The 19,711-nt window shown below is 40.9% G+C and carries 15 protein-coding genes and 1 pseudogene; 3 read left to right on the top strand and 13 right to left on the bottom strand.

Going from position 1 to position 19,711, the window contains the following annotated elements; genetic code table 11:
- The first annotated feature begins 96 nt into the window (after positions 1 to 96).
- A pseudogene (locus tag MKY63_RS26530) lies at positions 97 to 684 on the top strand (TIM barrel protein).
- A gap of 44 nt (positions 685 to 728) precedes the next feature.
- Here the strand turns inward: MKY63_RS26530 and MKY63_RS26535 are convergent.
- The 10 genes from MKY63_RS26535 to MKY63_RS26580 all read right to left on the bottom strand — a co-directional run bounded on the left by MKY63_RS26535 (position 729) and on the right by MKY63_RS26580 (position 11,969).
- Positions 729 to 1,052, bottom strand: a complete 324-nt coding sequence (locus tag MKY63_RS26535; protein WP_036677934.1) for a hypothetical protein — start codon at positions 1,050 to 1,052, stop codon at positions 729 to 731.
- A gap of 84 nt (positions 1,053 to 1,136) precedes the next feature.
- Positions 1,137 to 2,357 (bottom strand): GNAT family N-acetyltransferase, encoded by a 1,221-nt coding sequence (locus tag MKY63_RS26540; RefSeq protein ID WP_036677937.1) that lies wholly within the window; start codon positions 2,355 to 2,357, stop codon positions 1,137 to 1,139.
- A 94-nt stretch (positions 2,358 to 2,451) separates the two neighbouring features.
- Positions 2,452 to 3,819, bottom strand: coding sequence for a Na+/H+ antiporter NhaC (gene nhaC, locus MKY63_RS26545; RefSeq protein WP_076316234.1), 1,368 nt, complete (start codon positions 3,817 to 3,819; stop codon positions 2,452 to 2,454).
- A gap of 222 nt (positions 3,820 to 4,041) precedes the next feature.
- Positions 4,042 to 4,668 (bottom strand): HAD family hydrolase, encoded by a 627-nt coding sequence (locus MKY63_RS26550; RefSeq protein ID WP_076316233.1) that lies wholly within the window; start codon positions 4,666 to 4,668, stop codon positions 4,042 to 4,044.
- Between the two features lie 58 nt (positions 4,669 to 4,726).
- Positions 4,727 to 6,208, bottom strand: coding sequence for a DUF4179 domain-containing protein (locus MKY63_RS26555; protein ID WP_076316232.1), 1,482 nt, complete (start codon positions 6,206 to 6,208; stop codon positions 4,727 to 4,729).
- A 17-nt stretch (positions 6,209 to 6,225) separates the two neighbouring features.
- On the bottom strand, positions 6,226 to 6,723 hold the full coding sequence (locus tag MKY63_RS26560) for an RNA polymerase sigma factor (RefSeq protein ID WP_036678355.1): 498 nt from the start codon (positions 6,721 to 6,723) through the stop codon (positions 6,226 to 6,228).
- Positions 6,724 to 6,889: 166 nt separating this feature from the next.
- Complete coding sequence (locus MKY63_RS26565; RefSeq protein WP_076316231.1) at positions 6,890 to 9,274, bottom strand: polyprenyl synthetase family protein; 2,385 nt, start codon at positions 9,272 to 9,274, stop codon at positions 6,890 to 6,892.
- A gap of 76 nt (positions 9,275 to 9,350) precedes the next feature.
- Positions 9,351 to 10,121: a flavodoxin family protein gene (locus tag MKY63_RS26570; protein WP_076316230.1), complete on the bottom strand. Its 771-nt coding sequence runs from the start codon at positions 10,119 to 10,121 to the stop codon at positions 9,351 to 9,353.
- 166 nt (positions 10,122 to 10,287) lie between these two features.
- Positions 10,288 to 10,854: an adenylyl-sulfate kinase gene (gene cysC / locus MKY63_RS26575; protein ID WP_339810446.1), complete on the bottom strand. Its 567-nt coding sequence runs from the start codon at positions 10,852 to 10,854 to the stop codon at positions 10,288 to 10,290.
- A 35-nt stretch (positions 10,855 to 10,889) separates the two neighbouring features.
- Complete coding sequence (locus tag MKY63_RS26580) at positions 10,890 to 11,969, bottom strand: saccharopine dehydrogenase NADP-binding domain-containing protein (protein ID WP_076316228.1); 1,080 nt, start codon at positions 11,967 to 11,969, stop codon at positions 10,890 to 10,892.
- 128 nt (positions 11,970 to 12,097) lie between these two features.
- Between MKY63_RS26580 and MKY63_RS26585 the strand changes: the two genes are divergently transcribed.
- On the top strand, positions 12,098 to 13,183 hold the full coding sequence (locus MKY63_RS26585) for a helix-turn-helix transcriptional regulator (RefSeq protein WP_076316227.1): 1,086 nt from the start codon (positions 12,098 to 12,100) through the stop codon (positions 13,181 to 13,183).
- A 78-nt stretch (positions 13,184 to 13,261) separates the two neighbouring features.
- Here MKY63_RS26585 and MKY63_RS26590 read toward each other — a convergent pair whose 3' ends face one another.
- A complete protein-coding gene (locus tag MKY63_RS26590) occupies positions 13,262 to 14,785 on the bottom strand; it encodes an MDR family MFS transporter (RefSeq protein ID WP_038570903.1) in 1,524 nt (507 codons plus the stop codon).
- Between the two features lie 276 nt (positions 14,786 to 15,061).
- On the opposite strand from MKY63_RS26590, the gene MKY63_RS26595 reads away from it, so the two are divergent.
- The gene (locus MKY63_RS26595) at positions 15,062 to 15,484 is read left to right on the top strand and encodes a MarR family transcriptional regulator (RefSeq protein ID WP_169744822.1); all 423 of its coding nucleotides are present in this window, start codon (positions 15,062 to 15,064) and stop codon (positions 15,482 to 15,484) included.
- Between the two features lie 81 nt (positions 15,485 to 15,565).
- Here the strand turns inward: MKY63_RS26595 and MKY63_RS26600 are convergent, their stop codons facing one another.
- A complete protein-coding gene (locus MKY63_RS26600; protein ID WP_036677965.1) occupies positions 15,566 to 15,907 on the bottom strand; it encodes a DUF1801 domain-containing protein in 342 nt (113 codons plus the stop codon).
- Between the two features lie 291 nt (positions 15,908 to 16,198).
- Positions 16,199 to 19,639 (bottom strand): discoidin domain-containing protein, encoded by a 3,441-nt coding sequence (locus MKY63_RS26605; protein WP_076316226.1) that lies wholly within the window; start codon positions 19,637 to 19,639, stop codon positions 16,199 to 16,201.
- Positions 19,640 to 19,711: the final 72 nt, after the last annotated feature.

The raw sequence follows: 19,711 nt of genomic DNA on the forward strand, positions 1-19,711 counted from the left end.
CTAAGGTTGTCTCTCATAAATAATAGATCAGATAAGACAACCTTGATCTTCCCTAAAAAACTTCCTGTATTCTGAGGAAAGGAAGTGTCAACCCCGATGTCTTTACTCCTAGGCTCTCATGTGTCTATGACCGGAACAAAAATGCTCCTTCGAGCTAGTGAAGAGGCAGCTTCTTATGGAGCGACCACCTTCCTTTTTTATACCGGAGCCCCACAAAATACACGCCGCAAACCCATTGAAGCTTTGAATATTGAAGCGGGACATGCTCATATGAGAGATAACGGTATTTCTAATATTATTGTACACGCTCCATTTATTGTTAACTTAGGAAATACACTTTCGGCACAGGTCTTTGAGCATAGTATAGAGTTTCTTCAATCAGAAATCATAAGAACAGAAGCTTTGGGTTCAACCCAAATCGTCCTACATCCTGGCTCTCAAGCCGGCATCTCTCGGATCGTGGAAGGCTTAAACGAAGTGCTAACAGATAAACGAAATGTTCAGGTTTCATTAGAAACTATGGCTGGAAAAGGTAGTGAATGTGGAGTCTCTTTTGAATAACTTCCAGCTATTCCCAAACTCTTAGAGACTCCCTCCATCGGTGAAAAGAAATATGTAAACGCACCCTATAAGCATGAGATTTCCTTGTTAAGGGGAGATACAGATGAGCTGGTAAAAAAATAAAAACCGCCAGTTACGCGGTTTTTTATCTGTGCAACCATCATCGATTATCCTTTTGTGGAATCAATTGTAGTAGGCGCGGTTCCATTTACCTGGAGTTTTTTTAACGAGTTTTTCTTTGCTGTTAATTCTTTGGAAAGATCAGCTTGCAGGCGATTCATGTTTTTAATTTCATCGTTAAGCTTTTTGATTCGCGTCATTTTACTGCTCAAATCTGTGTGAGACTTGCTAAATTTCATATCCTGTTCTAATTGATTAATTTTGAATTTGGATTTTTCCTTTTTGTTCTTCACGTTTTTGAGCTTGCTCTCTACCTCTATGATTTCTTGTTCTAACCTTTGGATCATTGGTTTGGTGAAATTAATCGCCATTCTTACACCCCATATCATTTAGTGTTGCCGAGAATCAATTCTACTATAAAAGAACAAAAAAGCACACTCATTAGAGTATGCTTTTTAAAAATAATCAGAGAAATAAGGATGTTCTGGCCTGATTAACCCTTCCAGGAATTGAACTGTAGCTTCATCTGCCTGGATCCGACCGATCCTAGCCAAATAGGTAGGTCGCTTATAGCCCATTAACATCGTGGTTAAAGTCGGAATGTCAATCAACAAGGAAGGGTTAGTCCCTCCTGCGTGCAAAACACCTGTTCCATCTTTATCCACATTAAGCGTAAATGTACCCCGGTTCCATTCCAGCATCGGATCACTCAAGGTGAAGATAAGGCAACCCTCTTTATCCTGTTTTTTAAACGGATACTGTTCGATAAATAATTGTACATCCACTATCCGGGCCATAAAATAAGGAGCAATGGTTTCCTTGATGTCACCATCATCTAAAACGAAGGAAAGCGGCTCCCCTTTATAAATATCCCCTTTGACAAGAGTAATCATCGAAAAATGTGCACTTATAAAGTTCCATAATCCCACCCGAGCTTCTTCGTTAATATATACCATTTCTTTGATATAAAAGATCTCCTCAGCAACCCAATACAACAAATACCCCGTGGGCAAATCATCATTGTTATAATAGATGCCTACCGTCATTTCATCCAGATCCCAACGTAAATATTCTTCCCAAGCCAACTTATTTCGAAGCATAGCTCCATGATGCTGCATGGAGAACTGATCATATATCTCCTTGATATCTGGATGTTCAATAGTTACCCGTTCCACGTTTCCAGGAACTTTTTTAGTTTTCGGCAGCTGGGTATCCGGAACTTCAAATGAGATTTTATCGGTAATGATCTCCCAGCCTTTCCGCCTATAATACGGAATAGAATACGGAAATAGATAAGAAATTGATTGCTTGCGGCCCCGCATTTTAGTTAATGCATGCAGCATCAGCTTATTCATTAAACCTAAATTAGCATATTCGGGATAGGTTCCAACACCCGTCAAGCCACCCATCTCATAAATTCGCCCAAAAATATTTACTTGAAATGGGTATACTGCTAACTGTGAAATCAATTTATCACCATCAAACCAACCCACTACATCAGCATACTTTAGAACTGGCAGCTTCGCTTGGGTGATTTCACGATTTTCCCAACCAAAGATTTGTAAATCACGATTCGTCACTTGAAATACATAACGTAATAAATTATTAAATTGCTCTGCATGTTTAGTCTCGACATTTGCTAACCTGATTCTGTCCTGCAACTTATTGCGACTCACTATCAATACCCCCGCTGAATTCCCCAGATATAAATCAGAAATCACTCTTATTATTCTTTATATCCGTTCAATAAATACATTCTTTCAGAGAAGGTTAGCCTAACGAGTTCTTTTGCAGCTTCGGGATCAAAGCATACGCAAACGTGATGAATGGGCTTAACCACAGAAGGGTGGCATAAGGTATATATTCAATTACCGGTACACCTAGTGTAGCTGCAAAAAAAGCACCGCTAACTCCCCAAGGAATTAAAGGATTAACAAGGGTTCCACAATCCTCTAACGTACGGGATAGTGTCTTTGCTGGAATGCCTCGGCGATTATATTCATCTTTGAACATTTGACCGGGCAACAAAATAGAAAGATACTGTTCACCAGTCATCCCATTAACCGCAATGGATGATGCGCCGCTCATAAGCACGATACTGCTTTTACGTTTGAGGGGTTGAATGATTTTGTGAAAAAAAGCCTCTATGACACCACAATATTGTATTAGCCCTCCTAATGATAAAGCAATCAAGATAAGTGAAACGGAGCTCATCATTGATTGCATTCCACCTCGGTTAACGATAGAAGCAACGGTTTCATTGGCAATAGTACTTTCGTATCCATTCTGCATCACACTGAACCAGACACCGATTTCTGCCTGCTGCTGAATAATAGCGGTCATCAGAAGACCAGTGACAATGCCAACCATCAGTGTAGGAAGGATTGGGATTCGTTTGATTGAGCAAATAATAACGGCAAGTGGTGAGGTCAACGTTAACCAGTGAATACTAAATCCATCCTGTAGAGCAAACTTAATCCCCTGAATCGACGATAAATCAATCGCATCGGCTTTTGGTGCGAACAAGAAAAAGACAGTAGTTATAATAAGCGCTGGAATCGTTGTGTACATCATATTACGAATATGTGTGAACAAGGATATACCTACCACTGCAGGTGCGAAATTTGTAGTATCAGATAAAGGTGACATTTTATCACCAAAACAAGCTCCACAAATAATCGCTCCAGCAGCAAGTGTTGGAGAAATCCCTGTCGTCAAAGCAATACCCATCAAAGCTACACCAATCGTGCTAACGGTGGTGAATGAGCTTCCAGTAAACATAGAGACGACAATTGTGACATATAACGCGCTTACTGCAAAGTAGTTCGGATTAATATAATCCATACCATAAAATAAAAGTGTAGGCACCGTACCACTCATCATCCATACAGCGATCAATATTCCGATTAGCATGAGGATAAGAATGGGCATTATAGCTGTTTGTATGCCTTTGATGATAGCTGCCTCAATATCTTTCCATGACACGCCAAATAAACCCAATAAGACTGCTGTGCCAACTGTGGTTGCGAGAAGCGGGATATGAGGTTCTGCTTTTAATAGGAAAATAGATACAAAAAGAAATGCAAGAATAAAGGCGATGATAATCATACTTTTTGAAAAACTAAGCTGACGGTCCATAACGATAGTGCTCCTTAACATTGTGATTGGGATAAAATCCGAAGATTGCGGTGCTTCCTTACTTTTAAGCTTTTAAGCTTTTAGGCTTTTGGGCAATGAAGCACAGAGGTAATATTAACGATAAGATAGAGAAGAGTCAATGTTAAGAACATACAATGAAGGTTTTTCCATTAAAAAACAGAGGGCAAAATGCCGCTCTGCTTTATATTCATCCTATTCACTTTACAATTGCAGCTTTAAAATATCCTGCGGAGTTTCAAATTTATATTTCGCGGGAATATGCTCATGCTGCTTGCATCCCCATAAAGCTAATCCAAAATCGACACCAGCATCTCGTGCACATTCATAATCATAAATCGTGTCCCCTATGTAAATAGATGATTCAGGGTTTGCTTTTGATACTCTAATAAATTCTAGCAAGGGGTCTGGATGTGGCTTATGCTTTGCTGTATCTTCTGCGATAACGGTATATGATAAATATTTAGTTAAGCCAAATGGAACGAAATCGTCATTTAGCTCATCTCTTGTCTTGGAAGTCACAATTCCTTGAACGATCTCTTTTGACTGTAATGAACTCATTACATCTACAATTCCGTCAAAGATGTTAATAGTATCATAGAAATCTTTCATGAAAACATTCCATCTCTCATTGCCCTCATGAATATCTTCGATCCCAAGTTGCGGTAATGAAGCTGAACCTGGAATACCTAACACAAAATTAAGCTCTGACAATTCATACTCTTTGTTGTGATCCACCTTTAACATCTTTTGCAGAGAACTCAAAACAGCGATTTCTGTATCAATTAAGGTTCCATCCACATCAAAGATTACAGTGTTATATTTACGCATAACTACCTCCTATAGGATTACAACAAATACAAGATTATTAATCGTTAAGCTTAATCTATTACTTAGAAAATAACTCTACGGCTTGCGTATCCATAATCGGATTGATATATTTCTCTAGCATAATCGTTAGTGGTTGAGGATAATCTTTCGCTCCCTTTCCAAAAGTATAACGCATTTCATCCACGGCTGTACCATCCTTTGAAGTCATGTAGCCACCGAAGTTTCCTGCCGAAGTTGTTTTGATTGCTCTTTTATGCACATTTCCTTCCGCATCAGTAAAAGTCTCAGCAAGTCTAGTGTAGTATTTTAAATATTCGGCATCAGTAATTGTATGCCGCAACAAGATCTCTCCTTCATCTGCATAATTCTCTTGCGTTGGAGCAACAAGCTCAAGGCCGCTTCCCGGTGCTTCAATGATTTGCTGCTTATTGAGATCGACAACAATTTTCATTTTATTTTTTTCGACTGCCGAGATACCAAAGGTTTTTAATGAAACGGTGTCTGGCTGATGCTTTAGGCCGCTCTGGCTGTTCCTGAACACCAGCGTAAACTTGGTGTTGTCCGAATAGACTTCAGAATTGTCAGAGTTGACGATGTCGGGGTAAAATAATTTTTCGGTAGCACCCCCATTTGTACTAATCAGAACTGGATTAATCAATTGGAAAATTTGTTTATCATTGTTCAGATCATACTCCAAATCTGCATAGGTACTAAGCGGTGTATATTGCACTAGATTCACTTTAATCTTTTGCCCGTCAACTGTCAGCGTTTTATCCGTTTTTAGAATTCTTTCCTGTGCTTTGAGCATATCAGGATTAAGTTCGAAAGCAACATCCAGATTAGTCCGGTATTTATTACTACTGGATTGTAGCGCCTTATCTGAAGTTTCAGTGAGAATGACATTATAGTTTACTTCCTTTGAATATTTAATCGTTGGTGAAAGACTAGTGGTGTATATAAAATCCTTAGACTGGCCTGGTTGAATTCGGTTATCGCTGGCAAGCATACTTAGTGCAGCACCTTTATGTAGATTCGACTCCTGTATGCCTTCATATTGAAGCGCAAAATCCGCATGTATAACTTCTTTGTCTGTATTGTTCTGAACACTGTATAGAATATACACCTTCCTTCCATCTGTTACTGCACCAGTTACATCCACTCGGTACCCCTTGTTTTCCGCGCTCTGACCCACCGGCATCACGAGATTCTGTTCCAGAGCACTTGCAAGTGCTGGTTCTAACCTTGAAAATGAGCGATAAGCTGCAAAATCATCTGTATTTTTAGGGCTGGCGGTTTGAACTGAAGGTTGGGCCACTTCCTTGGCCGGTAATCCGATTGAAGAGTATGTAAATAATAGGGCTACGGCTGCAGCTGCAATCACTCCCAAACCTGCGGTATAAACACGGCGTTTCTCACGTTTTTTTCCTTCCATAATTCCCTTTCGCATCGCGTTATAAATTTTCATTTCCTGTAAAGTCTCAGTATTCTGATTCATTTCATCAACATTTTTCTGCAAAATACGATCTTCTTTATCTGTCACTCTGTTCACCTCCCATATCACTTCAGCACATTACGAAGCTGTTTAAGTCCCTCACGTAACCAGGTTTTGATTGTACCTTCTGGTTTTTTTAGCACTTTTGCGATTTCGATTGTAGTCATGTCATTGTAATATTTAAGAAGTACCACATGCCGATATTTGGGCTTTAACCTGTTCATAGCGCGTTCCAGATCAATCCGGTCGTTGCTTTTCATTTCCTGAGTGGCAACCTCTGCCAGCTTCTCCGTAGGAATCACTCGTTTTTTTCGTCGTAGTTCATCCATACAGCAATTGATCGTAATTCGAATCAACCAAGGTGTAAATGACTGTTCATCTTTAAGCTTCTTACGTTTCATCCAGGCCCGACATGAAGCCTCTTGTACAACTTCTAACGCGTCCGCTTCTGTTCGTAGATAACTATAAGCGACGGTGTACATTTTCCGATGCTCCACATACAGGCGTTTAAAGAAAACTTCCTCATCCATACGGGCAAAATCAACCATTCTGACCTCGTCCATCGTCCTATCCACCACTCACTACACCCCCTCTTTTTTTGTCAGTGTCGGTATTAGGATAAAGTCATCGTTCTGATGTTCTTATAAGTAAGACGGAGCTGAACGTAAAAACGATTGATTTTTTTCATAAAAAAGTGCTGGCAAAGATGCCAACACTCCATTTTCATATTTATCGATCACGATTAACCATATAATTCAATAGATGTTTTAAAAAATTGATATTGCGGGGGATCTCTTTTAACGCCTCCATGGCAAGACAATAGTGCTCCCACATCTCTTTTCTAGCACCTTCTGAACCCAGAATGGAGACAAACGTTGCATTGTTATTCTCAACATCCTGCCCTGTCGGCTTACCTAGTAATTGTAAATCCCCTTCCAAGTCGAGTAAATCATCTTTAATCTGAAAAGCAATCCCCGCATGATAAGCGAATTTCTTCAAAGCTTCTATTTCTGTCTCCTTAACCTGTGCAAGAATCGCTGGCATAACTAGTGAAGCTTCGAACGCAATGCCCGTCTTATAGAAACAAATCATATTTAATTGCTCTAGCGTCAATGCTTTTCCTTTAGAATTCAAATCCATCGCTTGCCCCATGCAGGTATCTTCCGCCTTTTGAGCTGAATATTGCATTAAAGCAATTACGGATTTAGCATCGAATGTATGAAGGGATGCCTGTTCCTCAATCGACTTCTGAATTAGAAAGAGTCCTGTCAATTCCGCCGTAGCGCTATTATACACCTCATGTAGAGTTGAACGGCCTCTTCGAGTGGGGGCATTATCCTGAGAGGGCAGATCATCGAAAATTAAGGATGCAGTATGCATATATTCCAAAGACCTCAAAAGCGGCACAATTGCTGCGCTGTTTAATCCGTATTCGTTCACACCCATAACCCAAGTCAGGATAGGTCGTATTCGCTTGCCATCACCCTCTAAACTATAATTGGCTGCATCAATTAACATTTCTTTCATAGCTGGTGTCCCAACAGGTTTATTAATCGGCAATTGATTGTTGATTTCACCACGAACCTTTTGAATCGTATTGTGAAAATCCACCTTTTCCTGCTTGTTGTTTTTTAAATTCGTAAGCAGTTGATCTCTTAGTAGTTTGTCAAAAAAATCCACATCATCAGCTTTCAACACCATTTGCTGCACGAGACGATTAAATTCGGGTTGACCCGAAGCAAAGATCTCCATAATCTCTTTATACTTTTCAGTACCCACACGTTCTTTACAACGCTTCAAACCGTTAATTGCTCGATCTAGAATCACTTCACGGGTTTTGGCATCGGAGTGATATACGGTATGGATTAGATGAGAGATGACGGTCCAGTATAATTCAAAAGGGTTTATCAAATCTGAACGTTGATCACGGTATTTCAGAAAATAGGTATACGGCGTTACCGCTCCCTCTTTCATATCGTCAAACATATCTGCAAAATCATCAGCCAGTTGATTGTAAAGACCATAATAAAAAGTGCGTTGATCAAATCCATCATCTGTAGGTGCACTAATAACGGATCGGACAATTAAACGGGAAGAAGAGGATTTTAAGATAATGGGGATATAAAGCTCTTCATTGGTGTATTTAGCATTGGAAAGTTCCTTAACACGGTCCAGCTCCTGAGATTGAAAAAACACAAAGGATTGCTCGAAGAATATGTTCTGCATTTCTGGACGTTGATAGCTTTTAATATATTCGAAAGCTTCACTAAGCTCCGAATGTACGTATCGAATGAATTCCATGTTCTCTCCGGACCATTCTCCAAGGTCAGGCACAGATCTAGTAAGGATAGCGTCGCGTATCATGAGGGAAAATTGCTCTTTTTCTTGAACCGTTAAGACACTGGAATCGAGAAGATCATCAATAAAAGGGTAAGTCAGCCCATAAGAATAACCAAGTCTAATGGCTTCACTAAGCTTCTTAGAACGTTCCAAAGGTGGGGTACTCTCCCCCATTTCCTCCATTACATGCAGAATGACCCCGATAATGATCTTAATTAACTTACGCTGCGCTTGTTCGGCATTCATTTCCTGCGGAATTTGGGTTGATACGTTCTTTAGCTTGTCGATCACCCAGATGGTGGCGGTCTCGACGCCTTCTTTCTGCGCCCAGCGATATACTCCTGCCAAGCTCATAAATTCCGATTGATCTCTTATCGTTGTTGAATCGTCTGGGATCAATTGAGATCTAATGTCAGCAACCATTCGCTGAATCCTGTTTTGTGTATCAGTAGAATCCAAGGCTTTGCCCAGATCCCTCATATATAAATAGGACACGCTGCGATCTAAATAATCATCCAATTTACCGTTAAGATTCAGCCAGCCTATATACCTATGATAATCCTGCGAATCAGGTTTCCTTTTCCCTCTAGAGAAAAATGACAACCATGAGCGGCGATGAATATGATGTTTTTTCCATAATTGAATATCTTCAGTGAGAGTAGATACATAAGTTTGTTCTTTGAACTGCAATTGCAGTGAAATAAAATACTGAGCCGCCCTCTGCTCGGCTAGCGAATAGGCTGAATTGGCATGATCGGTTACATTCACATTCATAGGTGGATTACCTCAACTTCTCTTTTGGTTAATTGTCGGTCATGTTCATATCTTATACGGGGAAGTGTCTTTATGGTTACGAATTCTTCGCTATACGTTTCCCAATAAAGTCAAAGATCAGACCCGCTGTCCTTTTTATAGGACCCAATGAAACAGGATAATAATAACCCGACTCAAACCAGCCTTGTTCTTTGTAATAACGATAATCCTTGGAATGATCATCAAGCATTGTTTTTATACTTGTACGTGACATTCGAAACAGCATTAATCTGAGAAAAGAAGGAACTGGAGTCTTGGGCGACATAAGGTCCTTATAGAATCTTTCGGAGGCCTTCTTTATTTGTCTCGTCATTTTTTTCTGCGCAACTTCTGTTCTTGGCTCCAAAGTAGTCAAGACACAGCCTTTTGTAACTTGAAATCCGAAATTCTCGCCCATATTACTAAGGTATTTCACAATTTTGCTGCCTCCAAAGATCCCCTGATTGACAATAGCCGTGAAGGTTTTCCCGAAGAATCGAGGTCTATGAAATACAAAAGCAAGCCGGTCCAAGAGGGTCTTCATCGGTGCCGATACATGAAATGCATAATTAGGCGTGGCGAAAATAATTCCGTCAGAATGGATCATTTTCTCCATCAATACATCGCGATCATCCTTTAGTGGACAATATTCCTCACCTTTATTGAAACATATCTTGCAGCCCCGGCAATATTCAAGCCGATAATCTTTTAAAAAGACATACTCAAATTCAATATCACCATATGCTTTTAAATTATTGCCAAATTCACAAACCGCTTCAAAGGTCGCATGTTTTTGTTGATTCCCAATAAATGCAGTAACTTTTTTCATTTGAACCCCTCCATATATGCATATTTTGAATAACACCCATCAATATGAATGAATAATATTTTATTCATTCATATTGTAGCACCTTGATCCCTTTTATGCGATATAATTCCATTTGAGAATGCAAAAAAAAGAAGCCCGACTTGACCAGGCTTCTGTTAACTTCCCTCTATATCTTTTTAGCGTAATTATGTGTAACAAAATCAACTAGCAGATTCACACTGCTCTCCATATCGTAAATCTCTGTGTTAACTGTCAATTCGGCATGTTCAGGGGCTTCATAAATAGCATCAATACCTGTAAACTCACGAATTTCACCTTTTCTAGCTTTCTTATACAGCCCTTTAGGATCACGTTGTTCGCAGGTTTCTAATGAACATTGCACATAAATCTCTGCAAACTCGCCAGACTGAAAACGATATCTAATCGCTTCTCTAGCAGCTGAAGAAGGTGAAATCATCGGGACAAGCACTATAAAGCCTAGATCCAAAAACATAGATGCTACTTCGGCTGCGCGACGCATATTTTCTTTACGATCCTCTTCTGAAAAGCCTAAATCAATATTCAAACCTTTTCTTAGCTGGTCGCCGTCGATCACAGCACATCGGATGCCTTGCTTAAACAATTCTTTTTCAGCTTGTTGTGCTAGTGTACTTTTTCCTGAACCTGATAATCCTGTGAACCAAAACACTCCTGCTTTATGACCGTTCAACAGCTCCCAATCTTTTCTATTCATTCTAAGACGCCCCTTTCTATATGATTAATATTATACTAGTTTACCGCAGTCTTGAGAGAAATGGCTGATCCTAATTCCTTCTGTATATACGCTATATCAGTCATCTGCTCAATATGGTAAACTCCACCTGGGGGTGGTGAATCATATAGATGTTTTGCTACTGCCGCTGTTACTTTTGCCGTAATGATAGATTGATTCTTTCCTTGTAATAAAAAATCCGCATGAAGTAATTGACCTTCTGAATTTCTTCCATGTGCTTCAACCTTAATAGCGAACCCATCATCCCCCAAATGCAGCCGCCCCATAACACGAACAATTGAATTCTTCAGCCAGCCTATTTGCAGTAAGCGAACGGCTCCAGTTCTTTTCGTTATTGCCAGTATTTTAGTAACTACAGCTGAATCAAGACAAAATCGTGTAGAGATAGACGATGATTTCAGTGTTCTGCTAAGTGTCTGTTGATCTGAAAATGGAAAACGGTAAGCATATCGGTTACCCATCTCATCACCAAAATGATACAACCTTCTGTCTGTAAAGCTCTCCACCTCAACCTGGCGATTATCCTGCTTCACTTCGAACTTAGCTGCTAAACTGTCAACTGTCCATTCTAGCGCCGCTTTGCCATGAGAATCACCTAATCCGAGCATAATCGCAATTTCTATCTCCTCAATCTGATCCATCTGCCGCTCTGCTTCAAGGGCCAGGAGATTAGTGATGCCGGGAGCAAGTCCTACACTTAAGACAGCACTTGACCCATTGTCTTCAGCTTCTCTCTTGTATTTCTCAATTTCATTCAAAAACAAACCGTTCGCAGATACATCCACATAATGAATACCGCTTCGAAACACCGCTCTTATAAAATCCGTATCCGTTTGATCTAAGCACATAATGATTAATTTCACTCGTTCTAACTTATCAGTAGGTAAAGGTTTATTAATATCCAACTGCATCGGCTTAATTTTCCCATTAGTTGCTTGACTGAATTGCTTTGCTTTTACAAGGCTTCGCCCTGCAGCATATACTTTTCCAGGATATTTTTTCTCTAAGATTTCACAAATGGTACGCCCTACATGGCCATATCCACCGACGACTACAATATCTTCTTTTCTCTGCATTTTATCACCGCATCCTATATAATAGAAATAATTAAGAACCATTCTCAATTATACGGATATGGTTTACATTCACTATCCCATAAATGTGGGATACTTGTTTTTATACTCCATGACTAGAGGGCTGACCTATGAAAACCATAAGACAACTTAATCATATTAAACAACAAATCATACGGTTAGGTGCTGTTTCTGATTCTTCACATAGCTACCGTACTTCATTACTGTCGATTTTACGCGAGGCTGTACCCTTTGATGCTGCCTGCTGTACCCATGTTGATCCACAGACACTACTCTCGACAGGTGCGGTTACAGAAGATAACGTGGAATCCATTCATCATCACTTGTTCCAGATCGAATACGGTGAAGACGATATTAATCCCTATGAGCAAATGGTTCATAGTAAAGTGCACGTAGCTACTTTATATGAAGCAACCGAAGGGCAGCCAGATTTGAGTGCCCGCTATCAAAAAGTACTGTCTCCGGCAGGATTTGAGGATGAATTACGCGCTGTACTTGTTCATGGAGATGCGTGTTGGGGATATCTGACACTTTACAGAAAGTCGGGTCAGCCTGTATTTTCGCGGGAGGATTGTGAGTGGATAGCCTTAATGCTTCCTGAGATTGCCGCAAGAATGCGGGCTTTCAGTCTTGAGTTGCCTGAGAGAAATCAGACTTGGCTGGAAGAAGATTACGGTTCCGGAATTGCTGTCCTTTCTGATCAACTAGTGCTCCTCTCCTCCAATCCTACAGCAGACCGCTGGTTAGAGAAACTTCGTTCATTAGAAAAAATTGATCACCATATCCTGCCACGTCCAATTCGGGCGGTGAGCACACAAGCAATCAATAGTCCCTCTGAATCTTCGGGGATGGCTAAGTCCTGTATCCGGATGTCAGAAGGACCTTATCTAGTGATCCGGGCTAGCCGGCTTCATGCATACGACGGTCAGACGCAAATCGCTATTTCATTCGAGCCTGCACGTCCAGCAGATATGCTTCCTATCATTGCAGAAGCGTATGATCTGACGAAACGGGAACAGCATTTACTTGAAGGAGTAATTCGTGGATTATCTACTAAAGAATTGGCTGCTGAGTTACATATTTCTGCTTACACGGTTCAGGATCATTTAAAATCCATTTTCGCTAAAGCAGGTGTCAGCAGCCGTAGAGAGCTTATCTGGCATTTACATTCTCGATATAGCATTTCAGAGAAATAGGATCGCCGAGCTTCTTATCAAAAAAGCCCAAGCCTTTATTAACAAAGGACTTAGGCTTTTATTTTATCTTTTATTTCCTTAATGCGATGCCGTAAATTCTTCCAGCTCAGAAGCAGGATCAAACTTCTCCCTGCTCATCACAAATGCTGCCATTAGAGCTATAACTGATGGAATAATCGCCCAAGCAAAGGTATGAACAAGAGAAGAAGATAATCCTTCGGTGATTTTATCAAGAACCTCAGAGGGAATTTTGGCCCGTGTGTCGGGAGTCAAAATTGTACTTGGATCACTTAGATTAACACCTTCTGGTGCCGCGCCTCCTTTACTGAACATGGAAGTTAATTTATTCGAAAAAATGTGACTTTGAATAATACCAAATACCGTAATACCAAGTGTCATTCCCAGCTCCCGTGTGAAGCTAAGTGTCGAACTTGCAGAACCCCGTTGTCTTGCTGTAAATCCATGAATCGCTGCATTGCTTAGAACAGAAAATGATGAACCTATGCCAAGACCCACCAGAAACATAAAAATAGTGACCATAAACCGGGAGGAGTCTGGTGTTAGTGTGGTAAGCAGAGCAATACCTGCAACAAGGAGTACTAACGTAGAAATCATGATCGTGCGATAATTAAATTTAGACAACAAGAATCCTCCGCCAGCAGCAGTGATAACAGAACCAATCATCATCGGAAGTAGAACAAGCCCCGAATTTGTGGCAGACCCGCCAAGAACCCCTTGAATATAAATTGGAATGTACACCGAGGCTGTAATAAATGCCGCTCCGCTAAATATCGCCATAACATTACTCGTAGAATAGAGACGATTCTTGAACATGCCAAAGGTAATGATTGGCTCTTCTGCACGACGTTCAATAAAAATAAAACCAATTAAAAACACAACAAAAGCCATAAATAATCCCAGAATCATTGTCGAGTCCCAAGCATATTTCTTACCCCCGAGCTCAATCGCAAACATGAGACAAAGGATTGAAGCTACAAGTGTAAAAGCCCCAAGATAATCAATTTTCTCTTTGGAATGCTCAACAGATTCTTTGTAGAAGAAAGCGATCATAAAGAATGCAATAACACCAATGGGTAAATTGATATAAAAGACCCAAGACCAATGAATATAATCCGCTATATAAGCGCCAATAAGAGGACCAAAAATACTGGAAATACCATAGGCAGCACCGAATAACCCCCCGATTTTCCCCCGTTTTTCTGGGGCCACTACATCGAACATAATCGTGAATGCAATAGGAACGAGTGCCCCTCCACCAATACCCTGAATTGCCCGATAAATACTAAGCTGGACAATAGAATTTGCCGTACCACATAAAGCTGAACCAATCATAAAGACAATAATACCGAAAATAAAAAATCGCTTACGTCCATACATATCCGATAATTTACCGAAAATCGGCATACCCGCCATCTCAGCTATCATATAAGCGGACGTAACCCACATCAATTTGTCAAAACCGCCAAGGTCACCTACAATGGTTCCCATTGCGGTTGCAAGTATAGTATTATCCATTGATGCCATAAGGGTGGCCAACAATAGAGCTACTATAATAACCCCAACTTTATTTTTCTTTTCCATGCTCCTTTTTCTCCTCCACTTTTCCCAAATGTTTAGTTCTACTCTAATTGTTAAAGGATTGTGCACAGGCTTCATTCCAAACCACGTGATGTTATATCCTTTGCAAATTAGTGAATAATTCGATAAAATCAAGACAATTAATTAGATGTTCATCAAGCATCTTGTTTATTAATTATCTTGACTATCAAGATATAAACATTTTAAAAGGAGGGTCCTCTTTTGTCAAGAGATCGACACAATCAAGTTACAATTCAGCAGGAAGACTTAACTTTACGCATGCGGGGCCTAGGCAGCCGAACGGTTTTGTATCAGCAAAAAGTAGCAACTTCTTTGGGGTTATACAATAACGATTTTCTATCTATAGATATCCTTCAGGAAAAAGGTCCTATCACCGCCGGCGAGCTATCCAAATTAACTGGACTTACTACAGGCAGCATTACCACATTAGTTGATCGACTTGAAAAAAACGGCTTTGTTCGCAGAGAACATGACCCAAATGACCGTCGTAAGGTGATCATTGTCCCTTTATATGAGAATAACGAGGTTGGAAATGCCTACCTTCCTTTGCACACTAAGATGGTTAAACTGGCGTCTTCCTTTACTGAGCAGGAGCTTGAGTTGATAACAACATTTTTAGGCAAAGCAAGTACCATCCTGGAAGAGCAGATTCATTATCTCAGCACTACAACTAGTAACTAAAACTGTATAATCATCAAAAAAGGACGATATCCCATGAAGTCAAATGACTTTGAGATATCGTCCTTTTAATATAAGTATGGATCAAAGAGAAGCTGAAGCTTGAGCAACTAAAGAGACCAACTGTGCAGAATCAAATGTGTCTCCTTTTCGAAGCTTTAAGGTTTTCCTTTCAGGTGGTCCCTCAAATGCTCCCTCTGGAAGCGTTAGCTCGGTTGTATTAAAGATTACAAAGCTGACTGCGTCTTTTGATGTCGAGATGGCCGCAGCGTATTTTCCATTTTTCAAAAAATGAGGTTTCTTATACTGAATACGTTCCTGCACATCCGGTATAGCCTGATGAACAACCTCACGTAGTGAGGTGGACAACTCCACCTGCCATGATTCTTTTAGCGCTTCAATAAAATCGATTACTTCCTGATTCATTTTTCATCTCTCCCTTTAAGTAATTAAATGGTTTGCCTGAATAAGCGCAGTAAGTTGTTTAACAAAATCAGGAGGTCCTTTGAGATCCGACGCATCTGCTATGACGAACATAAGATGATGAAATCAACACATCTGCAAAAGAATTTCAAAAATTTAATAGTTTAAATTCCCCATATATTAATTTCTTGTTCATGTAGTCATTATCCTTCTGGCAAATTAGAGATATTAGCTCGTTACAAGCTAAAAAGGGAAAAGCTCCTAAGAGCTTCTCCCTCAACCTCGTACATAAAATTAATGAATCGTTAGATTAAAACCGCTCTGAATATAATTCAGATTCGGATAAGCAATGTTAGAAGTTGTCAGGTTATTAAAGGTTGCCGCACCATTGCCTGTATAGGTGTAAATAGCTGCACCTTTATGTGGACCTGAGAACCGTGAAGTTGTTATTCCATCAAGTCCTGTACCGTTAATATTGATGTTGTTGAACACGATGTTCTCGAATCCACCACCATATCCAAATTGAATCGCATCACGCTGGGTATTAATGATGTCTATGTTGTTAAATGTAACGTTCTTGATAGCATCATTTGATGCTTCAAGATCAATTGCGCCACGTTCACCCCCATAAAGATCTTTACTCGTGCCACTGTTAATAATGGTTGTGTCTGAGAAAACTACACCCGTATTATTCTGGAAATGATAACCTGGAAAAACGGTATTCATACGTATGCCGGAACCACCAACTGTATCAATGATATAGTTATGATCAGCCTTATGACCACTTCCTCCAAAGAAAGCAATCGCTGCGGCACGCCAGTTATTCTCAATGGTGTTATACGAGAAGGTATTATTCACACCAGCAGGTGCACCATTTGTGTTACTGGTCCATACTGCAAGACCATCGTCACCGTTATTTCGCACACTGCTATTGCGTACAATTGAATTGCTAGTTCCTTGCGAGAAGTTGATGCCGTCTGCAAGATTGTTCCGAATCCGACTGTTTTCAACTACCAGCCCGGTAGCATAAATCGCAGGTGTATGAGCGTAGTCGCCTACCCACATTCCGCATTCAAAATGCTCTACCCAGACATCATGGATAATAGAGTTGGTTCCAAAGTTATCCATAAAACCTTTGTAAATTGCATTTTGTCCATAACGTGAGCGCAAATTAGAATTCATATATACATTACTGAAATCTAGCTTACCTGAAATACGGAGTGAAATACCACCACCCGCAGCATTAGGATTGGTGAACTGAATATTGGTGTGCCAGAGACCAGCACCAGTAATAGTGAGGTTATTGATCATATTACTAGCAGAACCAATCTCCCACATACTGCTAAGATTAAAGGTTCCTGCTGGAATATAAATAGACTTCCCGCTTGCCACGGCTGCATTTACAGTAGCTTTAAAAGCTGCCAGATCATCTTGTCCGTCGTTTGCCACAGCACCGTAATCTGTTACAGATACGGAGTTAGCTGGGCGGGCAATTGCTGTTGGAACAGATTCAATTTCAATGAAATCCACACCATATTCCAAGCTATCTCCATTGTTCTTCTGGATTCGAATCTTGTCCCCAGGTTGGAGGGGTGTATCCATCTTCCAGTGAACTTCATCAAAACGGAATAGTGGACGTCCTGCACTAGGTGTATCGCCAGGCATATCACCTGAGAAATACTGCCAGCTGTAGTATGAGGTTAAGGAAACTGTTTTTACTTTCGCTCCATTCACATACACATCCAGTGAACCATTCAATCCCATCCCATCTGCAGAGTCAGGCATTGTAAATCTCATCGTTACACCTGCGCCGCCTTGACCCTGTCTGACCGTCCACTCTAAGTTCGAACCATTCGAAGGAAGAGCTATATAACGCTGGCCAGAAGCTTCAGAAGCGATTAATGCTTGATCAAAGGTTGGCGCCGATTTCAATGTCGCGCCACCCCCGAGAGTAGCGTCCTCGGTATCATATCGACTATACGGCATGCTTGCACCACGCGCAGCATAGACAACGAGATTAGAAACACTTACATTATTCGCTTGCTTGGCAGCTATCTCATTAGCATCCACTTCAACAGTAGTGGTGACTGTGTAGTTACCATTAATCGCTGTCCAAGTCCCTGGAATCGCAACATTAACTGATGCCCCCCCTGCTAAGGCACCGTTATAAGATCCATTATAGGTTTGAATAGTGGAACCCGCAGAGTTTTTAAGAACAACGCTTATACCATGTGAACCACTTGCAGTGGTGACGGTTCCTTGATTCTTAAGATTTACATTGAACGTTACATTGTTATTAGCAACAGGATTACTTGGTGTCCATGTAACAGTTCCCACTAAGTCAGAGCTGGACACTGGAGCGATAATAAGTGACGCTGGGTTCGTGTAGCTGTTATTCGCTTCATTTTGTTCGATAACTAGGTTATCTTCATCAACTTTGGCACTAACTGAATACGTTGCTGCAGGCTTAACTCCTGCGGTAAGTGTCATCGATGCTGTTGTCGATGCTCCAGTTGCTAGTACACCTACCGGAGCTGAGCCTACAAGCTCATTATTCAAATAGAAATTAACAGTAGTAGCTGGAGAGCTGGCATTGCCGATATTCTTTACGATTGCGTTCAGCGTAATCGCATTAGACTCAACCGGATTCGTTGGTGACCAGGACATGCCAGTAATCACCAAATCCGGATTCGGAGCTGGAGTACCGTACACTTCTAATTCGGCGATCTGTCCAGCTGGAGCACCCGAGTTGGCAGTAATATTAAGCTGTAGACGTTTGACAGTTGCGGTAACAGGAATGGTTACTGTATTTCCTGAAGCTGGATTAAACGAATACGATTGTGCTGACACCAGATTTCCAAATGTCGTTGTGTTTTGATTGTGACCGAGCACTTGAATCGTTTGGGTACGTGCTCCCCATGCAGCGGCTGGATTTAACTTTAGAACGATTGAGGAAACGTTGTAGTTTGACCCCAGGTCAAGTATCAATGAACTAGGATTACTGCCACCTTCCCAGTATGTGTTGGTGTTGTTGTCATTAGCATTTGCTGCCACAAATGATTGCGTATTAGAGGATGCGGTAATCGATTTGCCAAACGCGATATTACTGCCCGCAACAGGCGTAGCCGTTGGCGTTGCTGTCGGTATGGCTGTTGGCGTTGGTGTGACAGTTGGCGTTGGTGTGGCTGTCGGTGTGGCTGTTGGCGTCGGTGTTGGTGTGCTAGCTCCATAAATTTCGAATTCAGATACTTGCGCTGCCGGCCAACCCGTATTGCCTGTTACATTCAGGCGTACATAACGAGTGCTGGTTGCTGAAAAATCAATCTTAACGGTGTTCCCTCCTGCTGAAGGATTGAACACATAATCAGCTGAACCAACAATGTCAGTGAATGTAGATCCATTTGTGCTGCCTTGAACGGCGAGTGTTTGCGTACGCGTCTCCCAGCCCGTTGGCAGCTTCAATACGATTTGGTCAATACTTGTCTCTGTACCGAGATCAACTTGGATCCATTGCGGAAATGCATTATTGCTGCTTTCCCAATACGTCTCTTGATTGCTGTCTTTCACATTGTTTGGACTATACGTTTGTGATTGACCGCTAGCCGTTACAGTTTTGCCCAGCGTCAAATTCGCGCCACCAGAGGCACTAACAAATGTGAACGGACCCGCTGCCAGGTATAAACTTGAAATCAACAGGGTTACTACAAGCGACCATACGACATACTTGTTGCGCATTATAATCCTCCTCTTAATGTAGATTATCACTAACGTGTCACCCTATCTGAGTGCTCAAATGATAGCGTTTAC

This window comes from Paenibacillus sp. FSL R7-0189, assembly GCF_037969925.1.
Classification (GTDB): Bacteria; Bacillota; Bacilli; order Paenibacillales; family Paenibacillaceae; genus Paenibacillus_AQ; species Paenibacillus_AQ odorifer.